At 40.4% G+C, this 16,792-nt stretch carries 11 protein-coding genes and 1 other annotated feature; of the genes, 4 read left to right on the top strand and 7 right to left on the bottom strand.

From position 1 onward, the window contains the following. The first annotated feature begins 56 nt into the window (after window positions 1-56). The 3 genes from G7062_RS02930 to G7062_RS02920 all read left to right on the top strand — a co-directional run bounded on the left by G7062_RS02930 (window position 57) and on the right by G7062_RS02920 (window position 6,901). Window positions 57-737 carry an ABC transporter ATP-binding protein gene (locus G7062_RS02930; RefSeq protein ID WP_166064434.1) on the top strand — a complete coding sequence of 227 codons (681 nt, stop codon included), beginning with the start codon at window positions 57-59 and terminating at the stop codon, window positions 735-737. Next, the gene (locus G7062_RS02925; RefSeq protein WP_166064433.1) at window positions 734-3,352 is read left to right on the top strand and encodes an ABC transporter permease; all 2,619 of its coding nucleotides are present in this window, start codon (window positions 734-736) and stop codon (window positions 3,350-3,352) included. Before G7062_RS02930 ends, G7062_RS02925 begins: the two co-directional genes overlap by 4 nt. Before the next feature lie 456 nt (window positions 3,353-3,808). After that, the gene (locus tag G7062_RS02920) at window positions 3,809-6,901 is read left to right on the top strand and encodes an ABC transporter ATP-binding protein/permease (RefSeq protein WP_166064431.1); all 3,093 of its coding nucleotides are present in this window, start codon (window positions 3,809-3,811) and stop codon (window positions 6,899-6,901) included. 49 nt (window positions 6,902-6,950) lie between these two features. On the opposite strand, the gene G7062_RS02915 is transcribed toward G7062_RS02920, so the two are convergent. Continuing rightward, window positions 6,951-7,514, bottom strand: coding sequence for an SGNH/GDSL hydrolase family protein (locus G7062_RS02915; RefSeq protein WP_166064430.1), 564 nt, complete (start codon window positions 7,512-7,514; stop codon window positions 6,951-6,953). A gap of 113 nt (window positions 7,515-7,627) precedes the next feature. Continuing rightward, window positions 7,628-7,862 (top strand) — a binding site (T-box leader). 35 nt (window positions 7,863-7,897) lie between these two features. Between G7062_RS02915 and asnS the strand changes: the two genes are divergently transcribed. After that, window positions 7,898-9,265: an asparagine--tRNA ligase gene (asnS, locus tag G7062_RS02910; RefSeq protein WP_166064429.1), complete on the top strand. Its 1,368-nt coding sequence runs from the start codon at window positions 7,898-7,900 to the stop codon at window positions 9,263-9,265. A gap of 162 nt (window positions 9,266-9,427) precedes the next feature. Here asnS and G7062_RS02905 read toward each other — a convergent pair whose 3' ends face one another. From G7062_RS02905 to G7062_RS02880, 6 genes are read right to left on the bottom strand one after another with little or no spacing between them, the layout of a single operon-like run. Next, window positions 9,428-10,246 (bottom strand): aldo/keto reductase, encoded by an 819-nt coding sequence (locus G7062_RS02905; protein ID WP_166064428.1) that lies wholly within the window; start codon window positions 10,244-10,246, stop codon window positions 9,428-9,430. Beyond that, a complete protein-coding gene (locus G7062_RS02900; RefSeq protein WP_166064427.1) occupies window positions 10,246-11,199 on the bottom strand; it encodes a sugar kinase in 954 nt (317 codons plus the stop codon). The genes G7062_RS02905 and G7062_RS02900 overlap by 1 nt, the downstream gene beginning before the upstream one ends. Before the next feature lie 8 nt (window positions 11,200-11,207). Next, on the bottom strand, window positions 11,208-12,260 hold the full coding sequence (locus tag G7062_RS02895; protein WP_166064426.1) for a LacI family DNA-binding transcriptional regulator: 1,053 nt from the start codon (window positions 12,258-12,260) through the stop codon (window positions 11,208-11,210). A 45-nt stretch (window positions 12,261-12,305) separates the two neighbouring features. Then, the gene (uxaC, locus tag G7062_RS02890; RefSeq protein WP_166064425.1) at window positions 12,306-13,691 is read right to left on the bottom strand and encodes a glucuronate isomerase; all 1,386 of its coding nucleotides are present in this window, start codon (window positions 13,689-13,691) and stop codon (window positions 12,306-12,308) included. Window positions 13,692-13,704: 13 nt separating this feature from the next. After that, window positions 13,705-15,168 carry a tagaturonate epimerase family protein gene (locus tag G7062_RS02885; protein WP_166064424.1) on the bottom strand — a complete coding sequence of 488 codons (1,464 nt, stop codon included), beginning with the start codon at window positions 15,166-15,168 and terminating at the stop codon, window positions 13,705-13,707. Beyond that, complete coding sequence (locus G7062_RS02880; RefSeq protein WP_166064423.1) at window positions 15,169-16,785, bottom strand: mannitol dehydrogenase family protein; 1,617 nt, start codon at window positions 16,783-16,785, stop codon at window positions 15,169-15,171. Window positions 16,786-16,792: the final 7 nt, after the last annotated feature.

The raw sequence follows: 16,792 nt of genomic DNA, 5'->3' as shown, positions 1-16,792 counted from the left end.
CAACCGTAATATTTTTATAATATACATAGGCTATACTAAGATTAGAGGTGATTCACATGGAAATTTTAAATGTTATGAATTTATCAAAAGTCTACAAGCAAGGCAAAAACGAGGTCCGTGCTTTGGATGATGTTTCTTTCACTGTAAACAAAGGCGAATTTGTTGCCATCATGGGACCCAGTGGAAGTGGAAAATCTACACTGCTCCACATGATAGGTTGTGTTGATAAAGCAACATCTGGATTTATTACCATTGATGGTATGGCTGTTGATGCATTTGATGAAGAGAAATTGACAATTTTTAGACGCCGTCATATTGGACTTGTTTACCAATTCTACAATCTCATCCCCATACTCAACATTGAAGACAATATCAAACTTCCAGTTTTACTGGATCAGGCACCCATCGATACGAATTATTATCAAGAATTAATCACGCGTTTAAATCTGATTGACCGCGTAAGCCATCTTCCCAGTCAATTATCGGGTGGGCAACAACAACGCGTATCCATTGCTCGAGCACTTATGAACCGCCCATCTTTATTACTTGCCGATGAGCCCACAGGGAACCTTGATCAAACAAATTCTCAAGAGATTGTCGATATGCTGAAGGCTTCGCATCGCGACTATCAACAAACAATAATCCTTATTACACATGACGAAAATATCGCCATGCAGGCCGAGCGTATCATCCACATCGAAGACGGTAAAATCGTTCGCGATGAGGTCTTGGCATGAAGATTCTCAGAAAACTTGGATTAAAGAATGTAACTGCTGACAAACAATCGTCATTCATGACCATTGTAAGTATTGCACTGTCTGTGGCAATGACAACAATGGTTGTTTCCCTCTTATTTGGTGTTTTTAAGGAGTATGAGGCAGATATTGTTTATGGTTCTACTCAAGAAAACGTGTCGTTTTATGAGGTAGAAGATGTCCCTGCACTCCTTGAGGCTTTGGGTGATCGTGTCGATGCTTATTCAGCAATGGGCGATGGCGCTACCATAGAAGTTGGTGAAGAATCCTTTGCGATTAGTGGAATGCAAGCAGATAATATGTTTTCTCTGGAGCCTCTTTCATTTCAAGAGATCGCGACCTATGAGGACTTTCTTATTGAAGGGCGCATCCCCACGAAACCTGGTGAAATGATTTACCCCAAAGACTATCTCTCTGGTGATGTTAATATCGGTGACACATTCAATAGCACAATTCATCGTTACACGACCAGTAGGGATGGTGAACTCACTGATGAAACCATAACTCCTGGTCCCTTGCTTACTGTGGTTGGGATTTCTGAATGGCGTTTGCAACCCCATTATTACCTTGATGATCTAACACAGGCATCATCGATTGCTATCAAATATCGCGAAGGAACACAGAATATTGAGTCCATAACACAAGAACTTACAGACAAAGGTTTTGTCAAAGCAAGTGATGGAGAATATAACCCTTACGTCTACTACAATACAGAGTTGAACTCCGTGCTTGGAATGCAGTTTGCCTTCCCAACGACAAAACTCATTTTTGGGGGCGCAGCGCTTGTGCTTATTGCTATTCTTTCAATTGCGACGTTCTCACTTATTTACAATGCTTTTGCGAGCGCAGTTGAGAAGCGAACCTACTCATATGGTATTATTCGCAGTATTGGCGCAACACGCAAACAGCTACGCGCAACAATTTTGATTGAAGGCTATGTTCTTGGTTTGGCTGGAATTACACTTGGGCTCGTAATTGGTTATGGTATTGCCTGGGGAATGGCATCGTATCTCAACCATCAAATCGCACTTGCTGAGACACTCTTTAACGGTAGCTTAAGTTTTGGCTTCTCAGCAGAAATGCCACTTATTGGTATTGTTATTGTATTTCTGCTCTCATCAGTTATTATTGCTTTTCCCCTAAACCGTTCAATCTCACGACTCTTTAAGATGACATCTGTTGAATCGGTCCGACAAAGTGTTCACAAGAAGAAAAAAAAACGTACAAAACCACACATACTTGCACGTCTTCATAAATCTGCTGTGACCTCGCTTGCAGATAAATATGTTCAAGCCGACCGTGCCCGATTTAAAGGTATTCAAACATCCTTGAGTATCAGCATTGTTATTTTTATTTCTCTGATGTCCTTTGTGAAAATTGGGTTTCAAACTGTCGATGGTCTGGGAGTTACACCCTATAATCTTGAAATCAGTTCGCGGTTTTGGGAATTGGACGAAGAGAGACCGTATGAATTCTATCAAGAAAATGTTACAGCACTTCTCAATGTCCTGAAATCAAGTGGTCAAACGTATGATTACTATGAAGTCCAAACAATTTTTAATGGCTCATTCACAGACAAGCAGAAAAATCCCCTCACCCTCGCAACGACATTTCAGGCTGCCAACGAATCTGACCCTTATCGTACTATTTATTCGTCAATTATCGCAGTTTCTGAGGACCGCTACAATGCCTTGGCAAAAGAATATGGGGTTCATGCGCAATCGTATGACTCAGGGATACTTTTCAACGGATATGATGGCATGGTTTATAGCGACAAAGGAGAAAGTCATTATAAAGGACCCGTTTACGATAGTGATAATCTTAAATCCCTTTATGTTAGTGAAAGTTATTGGGATGAAGATAAAAATATGCCTGTATATAGCGATGGAAAAGAATTCATCCTTGATGCAATCGTTTATGAACCGATACCTACAGATATTGTGCCAGACAATCGATACTCCCATAGTCCACAAGCAGTTCTCATTATTCAAGACACTGCTATCATGGATTACATGCGCTACCAGTCGTTCACTGAAATGAACAAGCGCGGTGGCTCGTTTGAAAACGTCAAAATATTTGTCCACTCAAGTGATAGCATCAAGACACAAATTGCCATCGAAGATTCTGATGCTCAGTTCTACGTTTATAACTATGATGTGCAACAAGCTCAGATGCGTTTGGTAAAATCGACTATACAAACTGTGCTTTACTTCATTCTTGGATTCATTTCATTTGCATGTATTCTCAACATGGTGAGCGTAACCGTATCCAGCATCAATGCACGTCGCAAAGAGCTTGCTGCGCTACGCTCGATTGGGATGACACAAAAGGAAGTTGGAAAAATGTTACAAATGGAGTCCATTATGATTATGACCAAACCAATTGTAATTGGATCCGTGTTGGGTGCTATCGCTTCGTATTCCTTTGTATTTGTGCTCAATTCTCTCACTCGTCGCAATACATTCCACTTTCAATTTGATTTCGGAGCCATGTTTATCTCTTGGTTGCTTGTACTCGTTATTGTCATTATCAACACAATCGTCGGTATTTGGCAAAGTCGCAGATTCAGCATCGTTGACGATATGCGCCGTCTATAATACGATCAAAGGAGATTTCTATGTTTATAAATGCAATCGTTATTGTGTTGGGAATTATCATTACAGGATATGGCGTTACCCACTTTCTAAGATCGTGCGCAAGGTTTGGTAACATTACCCGGTTATAACTGCCATATCGGCGTAAATTTCAGAACATACACTTAAGTTCCTCTCACTGCTTGATTGCCATTCAGTGATGGGAACTTCTTTATATCCACAGCGCATATTCATTGAATCTTATGATATCTCCTACCAGTCGTGAAAACTTCATTATTATTCACGACTCTGCAATAATGTATGCGAATACATTAGAATGGAGAACGACAGTACTACAAAATATCGCCAAACGTTCATTCGCTTCCGTTGTAATAACACCATTCATAATGTATTGTTATACTATACGAATGATACAACAGCTATTTTATGACTGATTTACCTTTGAAAGGAAACGATACCATGTTAAAACTCACCAAAATTAGAAAATCGTATAAAACTCACGATTTCACGCAGGTTGCCTTGGACGATGTGTCGGTCGCCTTTCGTGACAATGAGTTTGCTGCAATTCTCGGAACGTCTGGTTCAGGAAAAACAACAATGCTCAACATCATTGGTGGTCTTGACCATTACGATTCTGGCGACCTTGAAATTGATGGCATCTCCACAAAGAAATATAAGGACTCTGACTGGGATAGTTATCGCAACAATCGGATTGGTTTCGTATTCCAAAGCTATAATCTCATCCCTCACCAAACAATTCTTGCGAATGTTGAGTTAGCATTAACACTGAGTGGCGTGTCAAAGTCTGAACGCCGAAAACGAGCCCTATCTGCATTGGCAGAAGTTGGTCTCAAGGATCATGTGCGCAAACTCCCAAGCCAATTAAGCGGTGGGCAAATGCAGCGTGTTGCAATTGCACGTGCCCTTATAAACAATCCCGAAATTCTTTTAGCCGATGAGCCTACTGGAGCATTGGACAGTCAAACTAGCGAACAAGTCATGCAGTTGCTCACTGAAATTGCTAAAGATCGTCTCGTTATCATGGTTACCCATAATCCTGACTTAGCAGACCGTTATGCGACACGCATCATTGAACTTAAAGATGGACATGTTATCGGGGATACCAATCCTTTGAATATCGATGAAGACTTTGCCAAACAAGCAGATGCACCTACCAAAGTCGGTATGTCATTCTTTACGGCTATCTCTTTATCTTTGAGTAATCTTATGACAAAGAAAGGGCGAACCTTTGTTACAGCACTTGCGGGTTCCATTGGTATCATTGGAATTGCAGCAATTCTAGCCCTTGCTGGAGGAATCAACGCCTATATTGGGACCATTGAAGAAGAAACCATGAGTAACTACCCTCTTACCATCCAAGCGTCCGGTGTTGATATTACCAGTTTTTTGGGTGATCCATCGATGGGTCGTACTAAAGATAAGGATGGCGGAGATATTGGTGTTCAAAACATCTTTGAATCCATGTTTACCTACCAAAACAGTAATGACCTGCAATCCCTAAAAGCATATATTGAAGCGAACCGTAGCATCATTGATCCCTATACAAGAAACATTCAGTACAAATATAATTTGAAACCACAGATTTACCTTGAAGCAACAAAAGATTCGATTGAACAGGTTAATCCTGATGCAATCTTGAATGAGTTTGGACTTGGAAGCAGTTCTGGTATGAGCGCAATCATGGGCGGCGGTGGCGCTGGTGGCATGAGCAGTTTTCATGAGCTCCCTGGTGATATCAGTATTTATGAACATCAATTCGATGTGAAATCTGGACGTTGGCCAACGAACTATGATGAAGCAGTTCTTGTTCTCATGCCCGATGGGAGTGTTTCTGATTTAACACTGTATTCATTAGGTATTAAAGATCGCAATGAACTTCGGACAATGCTCGATACCTTTGTGAACAACCCAAGTGAAACAGTGGAAACAAATGAAGGAAATACTTCCTTGGACTTCGATACCATCTACACATCAAAACTTAAAGTCATTAATCCGGGATCGCAGTTTGTTTACGATACCACATACAATGTATGGGTCGACAAATCTGACAACGATGCGCATATGATGAATGTTATCAAAGATGGTTTGACCCTTAAAATTGTTGGAATTGTCCAACAAAGTGAAGATGTTACGACATCATCCCTTTCATCTGGTGTTAACTATACACCAGAACTCACCCATTATCTTATGAACCAAGCCTCACAAACTGAAATTGTGAAACAACAGTTAGCCAAGCCGGAAACAAACGTCTTGACTGGTAAGCTGTTTAGCGAAGATTCAGTCGACAACGAATCGGATGGTTTCAAGTTTGCAGATTTAATTACGGTCGATGAAGATGCAATTCGCAATGCGTTCAACATTGATCCCTCAAATATTAGCCTCGACTTCTCTGGATTTACCATCGATGTGAGTGAAGTCGCATTCCCAGCCATTGATTTTGCAGAAATTTCTTCCTCAATCGCGGGTCAAATTAATGTACCCTCAGAAGATATTGGGCAAATATTTACAGATACCCTACAACGTTTCCTTGCTGAGCAAGCTGCCGGCGGTATCACTGACCCCGCACAGATATTGCAGAATTTCATCGAGTATCTAAACCGACCTGAGATTCAAACAGACCTTCAAAATCAATTAACACAAATTATTGGCGATGCAAATATTGATGAGCAAGTAAACGATGCTGTATCTGAATACATGCAATCAATTATGCAAACATATATGACCCAACTCATGACCTCTGTTCAAGGTCAAATTGAAACTCAAGTAGGATCGGTTGTTTCACAGTTACCACAACAACTGCAAAATTCAATTTCTATCGACACTGATGCACTTGCTAATGCATTTAAGTTTAATGTTGAAGAAGATGATATCCTCGATTTATTGAGTACAATTATGAACCCTCAAGTTGCAAGTTATGAATCGACGCTGCAAAAATTAGGATACGCTGATGTCAATATCCCATCACAAATTAGTATCTTCCCTAAAGACTTCACGACAAAAGATAATGTTGTTCAATTTCTTGCAGATTATAATGAGAAAATGGAAGCAGGTGGCGCAGAAGACAAAATCATTCGCTACAGTGATTTAGTGGGAACCATGATGTCCTCTGTTACCGATATCGTTGATACAATTAGTTATGCACTCATTGCGTTTGTTGCAATTTCACTTGTGGTTTCATCCATCATGATCGGTGTTATCACGTATGTTTCCGTATTGGAACGTAAAAAGGAAATCGGAATTCTTCGTGCCATTGGTGCAAGTAAACGTGATATCCGTCGTGTCTTTAACTCAGAAACCCTGATTATCGGCTTTATTGCTGGAGCACTGGGAATCGGTGTCACTTATATCTTAAGTTTCTTTGCCAATATTATTGTCTTGAATGAATTCGGCATAGCAAATATTGCCCAATTACCACTGCAAGCTGCAGCAATTCTTATTCTCATCAGTATGATGCTTGCCTTCCTTTCTGGCTTATTCCCATCTTCCGCTGCCGCTAAGAAGGATCCTGTTGAAGCACTCAGAAGTGAATAATTCTTATACGTAATAAAAATCGCCCTCACTTAAGTTGGGGCGATTTGTTTTATAGTGTAGCGATGGTAGCGACAATGCGATTTGCAATCATTTCATAACCAAATTCTGAAGGATGCAAGCCATCTTCTTGAAGGAAGATGTTGGGATTGCCTTCACGAGTTTCAAGTTCATAAATATCAATAAAGTGACATTGGTTGTCAATGGCAACTTGAGCAATTGCTTTATTGTATTCAAGTATAATTGCTTGGATTGCTTGCGGTTTCTTTAAATCATCGACATAGGAAGGTCCTAGAACAATAATCTGGCTTGTAGGAAACGCTTCGAGTATCGCATTGATGTTTGTAGCATACTCTGAAATATTATTGAGTATGCTAATTGCATCATTAATTCCAACATTGAGAACGAGAATATCGGGATGTTCAGAAACTGCCTTCGCAACATTTTCAAGTGCAGACGTTGTTGAAGCGCCTGGCACACCCAAATTAACAATTTCATAGTCCGATAATCCTTGTAATTTCATTTCATGAACGATTTTCTTGTCGAGCATGTCTGAAGCACTACCACGCCAGCTTCCTGCAGCAATACTATCACCATACAGTACTATTTTTTTCATACAATATCCCCTTGTGCTTTAATTATAGCACGCACCCTTCGTCACAATCGTGACACTTCTTTCACAGAGGTAGCTTGCACTTTTCATAATTGCCATGTATAATGGCATCAAATATAAAAACATTGAGAAGGATATGTCTTCATAGAAACTGCTTCAAGCGAGATGATAGATGGTGTGAGATCATTAAGTAAGTCTATAAAGGTAACCCCTTTGAGTTGTTATCCTGAACAGAGTAGGGATAATCGGGCTGGCACAACCGTTACCAACGTGCACGATTTGATAGAATCGTAGAGTGATCAACATGATAATTTGGGTGGTACCGCGGAAAGCAGCATTTTCGTCCCTTGTGGATAGATGCTGTTTTTTTGTACAAGGAGGACATTATGAAAGTACAAACACTCAAGGCAATACAACACAGTGGACACGATCAAGATACCGTTCACACAGCAGGATGGATTCGTACCATTCGAAAATCAAAGAATGTGAGTTTCTTTGAACTCCATGATGGAACGCAGCTGTCTACGACTCAATGTGTTGTAGACAACACCAGCGCATTGTCCCAAGTCGTTGACACTTTGACACTCGGTTCATGCGTTCGACTCACAGGTATCCTTAAAACGGGGTTAGATGGCAAACATCACATGGAGATACATGTCAAAGATTTATGGGTTGAAGGCATTGCGGATGACGATTTCCCACTTCAAAAAAAAAGACACAGCTTTGAATATTTGCGAACGATACCCCACCTTAGAGCGCGTACTAACACATTTAACGCAGTTTTTCGAACCCGCTCGATTCTGACGCGTGCCATTCAAAACTTTCTTTATGACCATGATTTTGTTTACATTCAAGCACCCGCAATTACGACCACTGATGCGGAAGGTGGTGGCGAAGTGTTCCGCATTACAACACTAAATCCAGAAAAGGATCATCAACATTTTGCAGATGACTTCTTTAAGAAAACTGCATATCTGAGTGTAACAGGACAGCTCAACCTTGAACCATTCATCACCGGATTCCGAAACGTTTATACATTTGGACCTTCCTTTCGCGCCGAGAAATCAAACACCTCTCGTCACGTCGCAGAGTTTTGGCAAGTGGAACCTGAAATGGCTTTTGTAGGTCTTGAAGAAATGATGGATATTATTGAAGCGATGACCAAATATATTATCACGTTTACTCTGAAACATGCTCCTGATGAAATGGTGTTCTTTGATACATTCATTGAGAAAGGTGTTCTCGAGAAACTTCATGCTACAGTGCAAGAACCCTATGCGCGCATCACGTATACAGAAGCGATTTCACGCTTGGAAGAACATGCGGATTGCTTCAAAGTTCCTACGACATGGGAAGGTGGCTTGCTTTCTGAACACGAACATTTCCTTACCGATGTCATTTATAAGAAGCCCGTATTTGTAACGGATTATCCCAAAGAGCAGAAGGCATTCTATATGCTTGTGAATGATGACCAGAAAACTGTGGGAGCAACAGATCTTTTATTTCCGAAAATTGGTGAAGTTGTGGGTGCTAGTGAACGAGAGTCACGACACGATGTCTTAAAACAACGTATTCTTGAGTGCGGTTTAGATTTGGATACCTATCAATGGTATCTTGATACGCGTCGCTTTGGAACGTGTCAGCACAGTGGGTTTGGTATCGGCATTGAACGCTTGCTTCGCTATATTACGGGAATGGAGAACATTCGCGATGTTATCGCCTATCCGCGCACTCCTGGAAGCGCCGAATTCTAAAGCAAAAAAGAGCACCGATTATGTGTGCTCTTTTCGCTGTGACCAAATTGTTATGGTTCAAGTAACAATTTAATCATCAATCTCCATTTCAATTGTCTGCGAAGATTTATTATTAAATGTGTTGAAGAAGTTTGATTAGTTGATGCAATTAAGGAGTAAGTATTACCAGTTTTTGCTGTCGTAGTTTTCAGGATAATTCCCGACGCGCTTTCCGATACTTAAACTATCAATCAATAATACTTCTTCGTCAGACAACTCAAAATCAAAGATACTAATGTTCTCTTGGATGCGTTGCGTATTTGATGATTTGGGAAATGTTGCCACTCCGGCTTGAAGGTGCCAACGCAGGATTACTTGAGAAGCGGATACTCCATGTTTTGTAGCTATTTTTACCAATTGGGGTTCTGTTAACATCGCTGCGCGTGCAAGTGGACTCCATGCTGATACTGCGATATTGTGAGCGTTGCAATAGGCAATCAATGCATTGCGATTTTGCAGCGGATGGCGTTCTATCTGATTGATCATCGGTGGGATTTGTGCATACTTCGAAAGACGCTCGAAATGACGTTCCTCAAAATTGGATACACCAATTGCACGTACCTTACCGCTACGGTACAACGTTTCAAGTGCACGCCATGTTTCGTCATCTTTGTCTGTTGGCCAGTGAATTAAATACAAATCAATGAACTCCAAACCCAATAATTCAAGCGACCGATCGAATGCAGCAAGTGTTTGGTCATATCCCTTATCGTCACTCCAACATTTTGTCGTAATAAAGAGCTCCGAGCGATCAAGTCCACTGCGAACAATGGCTTCACCAATTCCCTTTTCATTTCCATAGTAACTCGCTGTATCAATATGGCGATATCCAAGTGCAAATGCATCCAGTAATGCAGGTATCACGGTTTCGTTGTTGAGTTTCCATGTACCGAAACCAACCATGGGAACACGCACACCATTATTTAATGTTAGATATTCCATTAAGCACACCTCTGACTTTTTGAATCCATAAAAGCTATAAGCTCTTCGTGAGTCGGGAGTCCTTCATTGTCACTCCAATGCGTTACTTGAATTGCTCCGATTGCATTGGCACGCTTCACTGCTTCTTCTAAAGAAAGCTTTTCGATAATACCACTGATGAGGCCAGCAGCAAAACCATCACCAGCACCAACAGTATCGACGATTGTATCAACTTTAAAACCAGGAACGACTTTCTCAATGTTTTGTCCAGAAACATACGACCCCTGATCACCAATCTTGATCACAACATCGCGAACACCGCGATGGTGATAAAATGCAGCAATTTCAGATTCCGTTTGTTCCCCTGTAAGTATTTGACCTTCGGAAATACCTGGCAAAATAATATCGGCGTATGTCGCCATTTCATTGATGGTTGCAATCATTTCTGCTTGCGTATCCCATAATTTCGGACGCAAGTTTGGGTCAAAAGAAATTGTAATACCACGGTCTCTGGCTTGTCTTACAATTGCGAAGGACAATTCGCGAAATGAAGGAGAAATTGCAAGTGCAATACCAGTCACATGGATTAATTTAAATTGGCTAAAGTCAATCGTATCTACAATGCTTGCATCAATTTGTGATGCAGCACTTCCTTTTCGGAAATAAGGCGCATAAGCATCGCCTTTCTCTACTTTGTTCTTGAGTTGAATCCCAGTTCGATACACTGAATCATAGCTAATGTTACGAATATCGATGCCTTCTTGAACAAGAAAGTTGGTGATGTATTTCCCTAACGAATCATTACCCAGTCGGGTAAGATAGGTTACATCATGTCCCAATCGAGACAAACCAACCGCAACATTAACTTCTGCACCCGCAATTGTACGTGTGTATTTATTGACATCAACAAGTGATCCGACTTCATCCGCAACAAAGAGTGCCATTGCTTCTCCAAAAAGTAGTACGTCTGACATATTAACCTCTATTCTAGAATGGTTGTGGAATTCCTCTTGATTATTTCTGTTGGAAGTTCAACCAATCGTTTATCTCCATTGTCTTTATTTTCAATACGATCAATGAGAATATTTGCGGATAATACTCCAGTCATGTATGTATCTTGACGTATCGTTGTAATCCCAGGATCAATTAATGATGCCCATTCCCAATCGTCAAACCCACACAAACCAAAGTCTTTTCCAATTTGGTAGTCATTCTCTTTCATCGTTTTTACAAGTTCTAATAGTACCGTTCCATTTACGGCAAAGATGCAAACATTGTTATGTTCGTTTTGTGCTTGAATGTCTTTAAGAATATCCAAGACTTGGTTTTCTTCACCATCACAGTCTTCTCCACATATGAAGTAAGAGCTCGTGTTGCCATCCATTCCAAAGTAAGACTGCATGGCATCACAATAGGCTTGATGACGGATCAGACGGTTTCGATTGTTTCCCATTGTCTGTGAAACAAAGTAGACCTTATCATAACCCTGATCTTTTAAAAATTTGACACACTCAAAAGATGACACATAATTCGTTGAAGTAACGATGTCCAAGATTTGGTCATTTTCAAGGTAGCGGTCCGCCATGACAATGGGAACCCCTTGTGCATCAAGGTCAATCAGAAATTCATCATTGCTTCCTGTTGTATTCACAATGAGTCCGTCTAACTTATTATCAAGAAGCGAGACAATACTCTTTTGTTCATTTATGGGATCATTGTCGGTGTTTGCAAACAGCACTTGGTAGTCCCGTGCTGCACAAACATCGTTGATTCCTTTGACAAGATTTGTTGAGAAACTACTACGGATATCCGCAATAACACAACCTACAATCCCTGTTTTATCTGCTTTCAGCCGTTGTGCCGTTTTACTTGGACGGTAGTCAAGCTCACGAATAATCATTTCAAGATTCTCACGTGTTGCTACCGACATCGACTCATACTTGCCATTGATATACCGAGAAACGGTTGTTTTGGAAACACCGGCGCGTTCTGCGACTTCATTAATTGTAACTTTGCTTCCTAATTTTGGATTCATATTAGCACCTCACCTATACACTATTATATACTTTATCCGCGAAAATTATTGAAATAGTTCATTCGCGTTGGTGTATGCAATTTTGTTTATGATTGAACCCAACACTGACATGTCATCAGGAAGTTCACCACGATCAACCCATTCCCCAACAAGTTCACACAAAACACGACGGAAATATTCGTGGCGTGTGTATGAAAGAAAACTGCGCGAGTCCGTTAACATCCCTACAAAATGACCCAAGAGGCTATGCTCTGCCAAGCTTGAAATCTGTTTGCGCATTCCTGAACGGGTATCGTTAAACCACCAACCCGAACCCAATTGAATCTTCATAACGCTGTCTTTTTGAAAGCTTGCCATCATGGCCAATAACACATCATAGTCTTTTGAATTCAAAGAATAGAGGATTGTACGCGGTAATGCATCATTTTGTTCTGCTGCATCCAACAAGGATGATAATGGTTTCATTAATAAAGCATCGTTAATGCCATCATAGCCCGTATCGGGACCCAGTTTTTTCAATTGTGCTGTATTCACATTTCGGAAGGCATGCATGTGTAATTGCATCGTCCATTTACGATCATGATAACATTTGAATAAATGCAACAAGACACTGGTCATGTGTTGGGCAACATCATCCGTACTGATGGATTCACCTGTACGTGCTTTAATCAAGATTGCATCGAGTGTTTGAGTATCAGACTTTGCAAAATATACCGTATCCAATGCGTGATCTGAAAGTCGGCATTGCATCTCATGAAAGAATGATACACGCTGCTCTAAGGCATCCAAGAGTTTTTGGTGCGTATCAATTGAATATCCAACCACAGCTTCTAAAGCCTTCAACCATGTATTAAATGAGTCATGATGAATATTTAGCGCCTTGTCGGGACGGAAAGTAGGTAGTACACGAAATTCATTTTCATCTTGAGCAATGAGCTCATGGTAATGCAAATCATCAATTGGGTCATCTGTTGTACAGATGACTTTGACATTTGAATTACGAATCAAATTACGACGGCTCATCTTCTTTTCAAGAAGTTTGGTATTGGCCTCATGCCAAATCGCATCTGCTGTTTCTTCATTGAGAATTGTGTCGATTCCAAAGAATCGCTTTAACTCCAAATGGGTCCATGCATAAAGTGGATTCCCAATCGCATGGGGTAATGTTTTCGCCCAGGCCATAAACTTATCATAATCTGAACCATTCCCTGTGATGAGTGATTCATCAATACCATTTGCACGCATTAGACGCCATTTGTAATGATCACCATAAAGCCACGCTTCAGTGATTGTCGAAAAGTTTTTATCTTCATAAATTTCTTGAGGACTTAAGTGGCAATGGTAGTCAACAATAGGCTGTTTCTTTGCGTAATCATGAAATAAAGTTTTTGCCACATCCGTTGTGAGTAAAAAATCATCATTTAAAAACATCGCAATTCCCTCCTTATCGTCCCAATAATGAAACATGTTTACCAATGTGTTTATTTAACACCGTTTGATAAACTGCGAAATTCGTGTTGAGTACATCATAAATTCGGTCTTTGAATACAGCGTTTCCATCACGTTTCTCACTTAAGATAAGACCATAAGTGACATGTAAGATTTGACGCGTCATGTCATCATTTAAGAGTGATTCTGCGTTGGTTGCACTGACTGTTTCTAACGCAATTCCCATCTCACGTGTTGCATTAATATGGTAATACGCCTTGGCTTTGTCCAGATTTTCGAGAGCAAAGTCATAGATTTCAATCATGAGTTTTGGCTCACATAGCGCGATAACACGGAGTGCTTCGAGCCAATTTGTTCCTGCCGTTTTAACATGCCATCCGCGTTTTGACACGGTACCCACAGTTGGGAAAACCGAGAACTTATCACTTCCTGAGTGTACACTTACGGTGTATCCAAAGTATTCAGCAATTGCTTCATGGATACGATATTCAACTGCGAACTGTTCAATATCACCAATATAATCAATTCCCTTTTGGAACTCACCACAGAAACGAGGTGCCATTGTTGAGACAATAACATTCCTAATTTTCAGCTCATTGCCATAAAAGAAATGGTTTTCTGGTGTTGTTGGAACATCCGTTTCATCAATCGATATTTCAAAATCAATGGGACGACCAACAATTTGCTTTTCATAAATCATGTGTGAGAAATCAATTGCTTTAGCATAGATGAGAACCGATTGCATTAGGGATTCTTTTGTAAAAGTTACAACTGTTGTACCCAAATCAAAAGATGTATCCAAATAACGCGCTTCATATGCTAAACGTTGTGTTGCATCTAAGGTTTCATAAAGTTCTACAAGTTCACTGTTGCTGAGGGACATCACATGGTTGTTAATGTACTCTGAACAGTCAAGGGTAATCATGGAACATCCCGATTCGAGTGCATATTCGACTTCGTGAGGATGTTTTAAGTGATCCCCATCTGCTCCATATCCTTTCGTGAAGCCTTCTGCAAATACTGACCAAGCTGCAGATTCGATGACATCATTAATGGTACGCGATGTCAGTGTGAGTTCACGAATTGATTGTTGGGCAAAGATTGGGAATACATCATGGTCTTTGAAAAGATTAATGTGGGCTTGTGTTGCAATGCCCAAACGATCTCCCAATCCCATTGAGTATCGATGACTGCCTCGACTTTGTGGACGAATCCAAGGAAATACGTGACCTAAGAGACAATAGTTTTCGTGATTCAAATGACACAGTATCAACGGTTTATCGTCAAGAGATGTACGGATGAGTGCATCGAACGCATCACTTGCATGAGAACCCCATACCACAAGCAAACGGTCTTCACCGTCTGCAAGGGCATATACAGTTTCATCTACAGTTTGAATTGACGGTTCGTAAAGTTTAAACTCTAGAACCTCAAGTTGTTTTTTAAGTTGTTCAATCATTTATTTCACTAACTTTCTAAGTGTCTCACGAACGGCACCTGGTCCCGAAACCATTGCAGTAAAGTAGTCAACAATTTTTGGTGCGAGTCCTGCTTCGTAGAGATCAATTGAGAATACAGCACGGTTTAATAGAATGGGTTTTAGTATTTCAGCGTAATCTTTCGCTTCACCAAGTTTAACCATACTTACGTGTGGTTGAACTTCACTCAACAAGGGATCATTACTGATTTCAAAAGGTTGTCCATCATCATTGATACCCATTAAATAGCGGCACCACCCTGCAAGTACAAAGGGAATTGCTTCCAAACTGTTTACATCCAATGTTGGGCTTGCAACATATGCTTTAACTGTCTCTAAGAATCGAATTGAAAGTTTCTGCGATGTGTCTGTTGCAATTCGTTGAGGTGTATCTGGCATAAATGGATTTGGGAAGCGGACATTGATAACTTCGTCAATAAATAATTTTGGATCGATAATGCCTGGGTTTACCACAACTGGCAATCCCTCGACATAGCCCACTTTCTTGATCAGTGCAACAAGGTCTTCATCCTTCATTTCCTCGGAAATTTTATCGTAAGATAAAACACACCCAAAGATTGCGAGTGCTGTATGTAATGGATTAAGGCATGTACATACTTTCATTTTTTCTACCTTATCAACCGTTTCTCGTGTTGAGAAAATCACACCGGCTTTTTCAAGTGGTGGACGACCATTCGTAAAGATGTCTTCAATGACCAAGTATTCTGTTTCTTCTGCGTTTACAAACGGCGCAACATAGCTACCACGCTTGGTAACGATTGGTGCACTATCCGTAAATCCCATAGCTGCAAGTTGATCCTTGATTGAATCATCAGGACGGGGTGTAATCTTGTCGATCATTGACCATGGGTATGCAACTTTTTCACTGTCTTTTATGTAAGCAATAAATGCTGCATCTACAAATTCATTAGCATGCCATGCATCCGCAAGTGTCGTTACTGCTTCATAAAGACGGGTTCCGTTATGCGAGCAATTGTCCATACTTACGAGAGTTAAAGGGAATGCCCCTGCTTTAAATCGCTCGTGTAGGAGGCTGACAAGTTTTCCAATATAGCTGTTTGCAAGTGTAATATCATGCGTTACATCATTGGCTACATCATCAAAAAATGATCCATCTGCCTTATGCACATTATAGCCTTTTTCAGTAATTGTAAAACTGACCATTTGTAGGCTAGGTTGTTTGAATATCTCAATCAAGCGTTCATAATCATGACGATTTGTTTGATCAATACGCAAGGATTCAGTGACACTGGATATCACATTCATTTCCGTTGTGCCATCACCTTTTAATGTAACCGATAAGCTATTGTTATCATTCTTTGCGAATATTTCATCAATGATTTCATAATCAAATCCTTCCGCAACAATGATTCCTTTATCTGTAATTCCTTTGTTTAAGAGTGTTTGTTGTAACACACTTGGATATGCTCTAAAGAGATTCCCAGCACCAAAATGCAACCATGTTGGTTCATTATAGGTACGTGTTCTTACTGCTTGAACATCAAATGCAGGAAGGTTTACATGATGTGCTTCCCATTGTGAGCGATCTTCGCTTAATCCTTTATCCGTTAGTTTCATGTTTGTC

The sequence above is a fragment of the Erysipelothrix sp. HDW6C genome (assembly GCF_011299615.1).
In the GTDB taxonomy this organism is placed as follows: Bacteria; Bacillota_I; Bacilli_A; order Erysipelotrichales; family Erysipelotrichaceae; genus Erysipelothrix.
The sequence above is the reverse complement of the archived record's forward strand: the minus strand, read 5'-3'. Positions and strand labels throughout refer to the sequence as shown.

Coding starts and splice junctions, on each gene's coding strand:
- G7062_RS02930 (WP_166064434.1), top strand. CDS start 57: ATGGAAATTTTAAATGTTATGAATTTATCAAAAGTCTACAAGCAAGGC.
- G7062_RS02880 (WP_166064423.1), bottom strand. CDS start 16,785: ATGAAACTAACGGATAAAGGATTAAGCGAAGATCGCTCACAATGGGAA.
- G7062_RS02920 (WP_166064431.1), top strand. CDS start 3,809: ATGTTAAAACTCACCAAAATTAGAAAATCGTATAAAACTCACGATTTC.
- G7062_RS02885 (WP_166064424.1), bottom strand. CDS start 15,168: ATGATTGAACAACTTAAAAAACAACTTGAGGTTCTAGAGTTTAAACTT.
- G7062_RS02925 (WP_166064433.1), top strand. CDS start 734: ATGAAGATTCTCAGAAAACTTGGATTAAAGAATGTAACTGCTGACAAA.
- asnS (WP_166064429.1), top strand. CDS start 7,898: ATGAAAGTACAAACACTCAAGGCAATACAACACAGTGGACACGATCAA.
- G7062_RS02900 (WP_166064427.1), bottom strand. CDS start 11,199: ATGTCAGACGTACTACTTTTTGGAGAAGCAATGGCACTCTTTGTTGCG.
- G7062_RS02905 (WP_166064428.1), bottom strand. CDS start 10,246: ATGGAATATCTAACATTAAATAATGGTGTGCGTGTTCCCATGGTTGGT.
- G7062_RS02895 (WP_166064426.1), bottom strand. CDS start 12,260: ATGAATCCAAAATTAGGAAGCAAAGTTACAATTAATGAAGTCGCAGAA.
- uxaC (WP_166064425.1), bottom strand. CDS start 13,691: ATGTTTTTAAATGATGATTTTTTACTCACAACGGATGTGGCAAAAACT.
- G7062_RS02915 (WP_166064430.1), bottom strand. CDS start 7,514: ATGAAAAAAATAGTACTGTATGGTGATAGTATTGCTGCAGGAAGCTGG.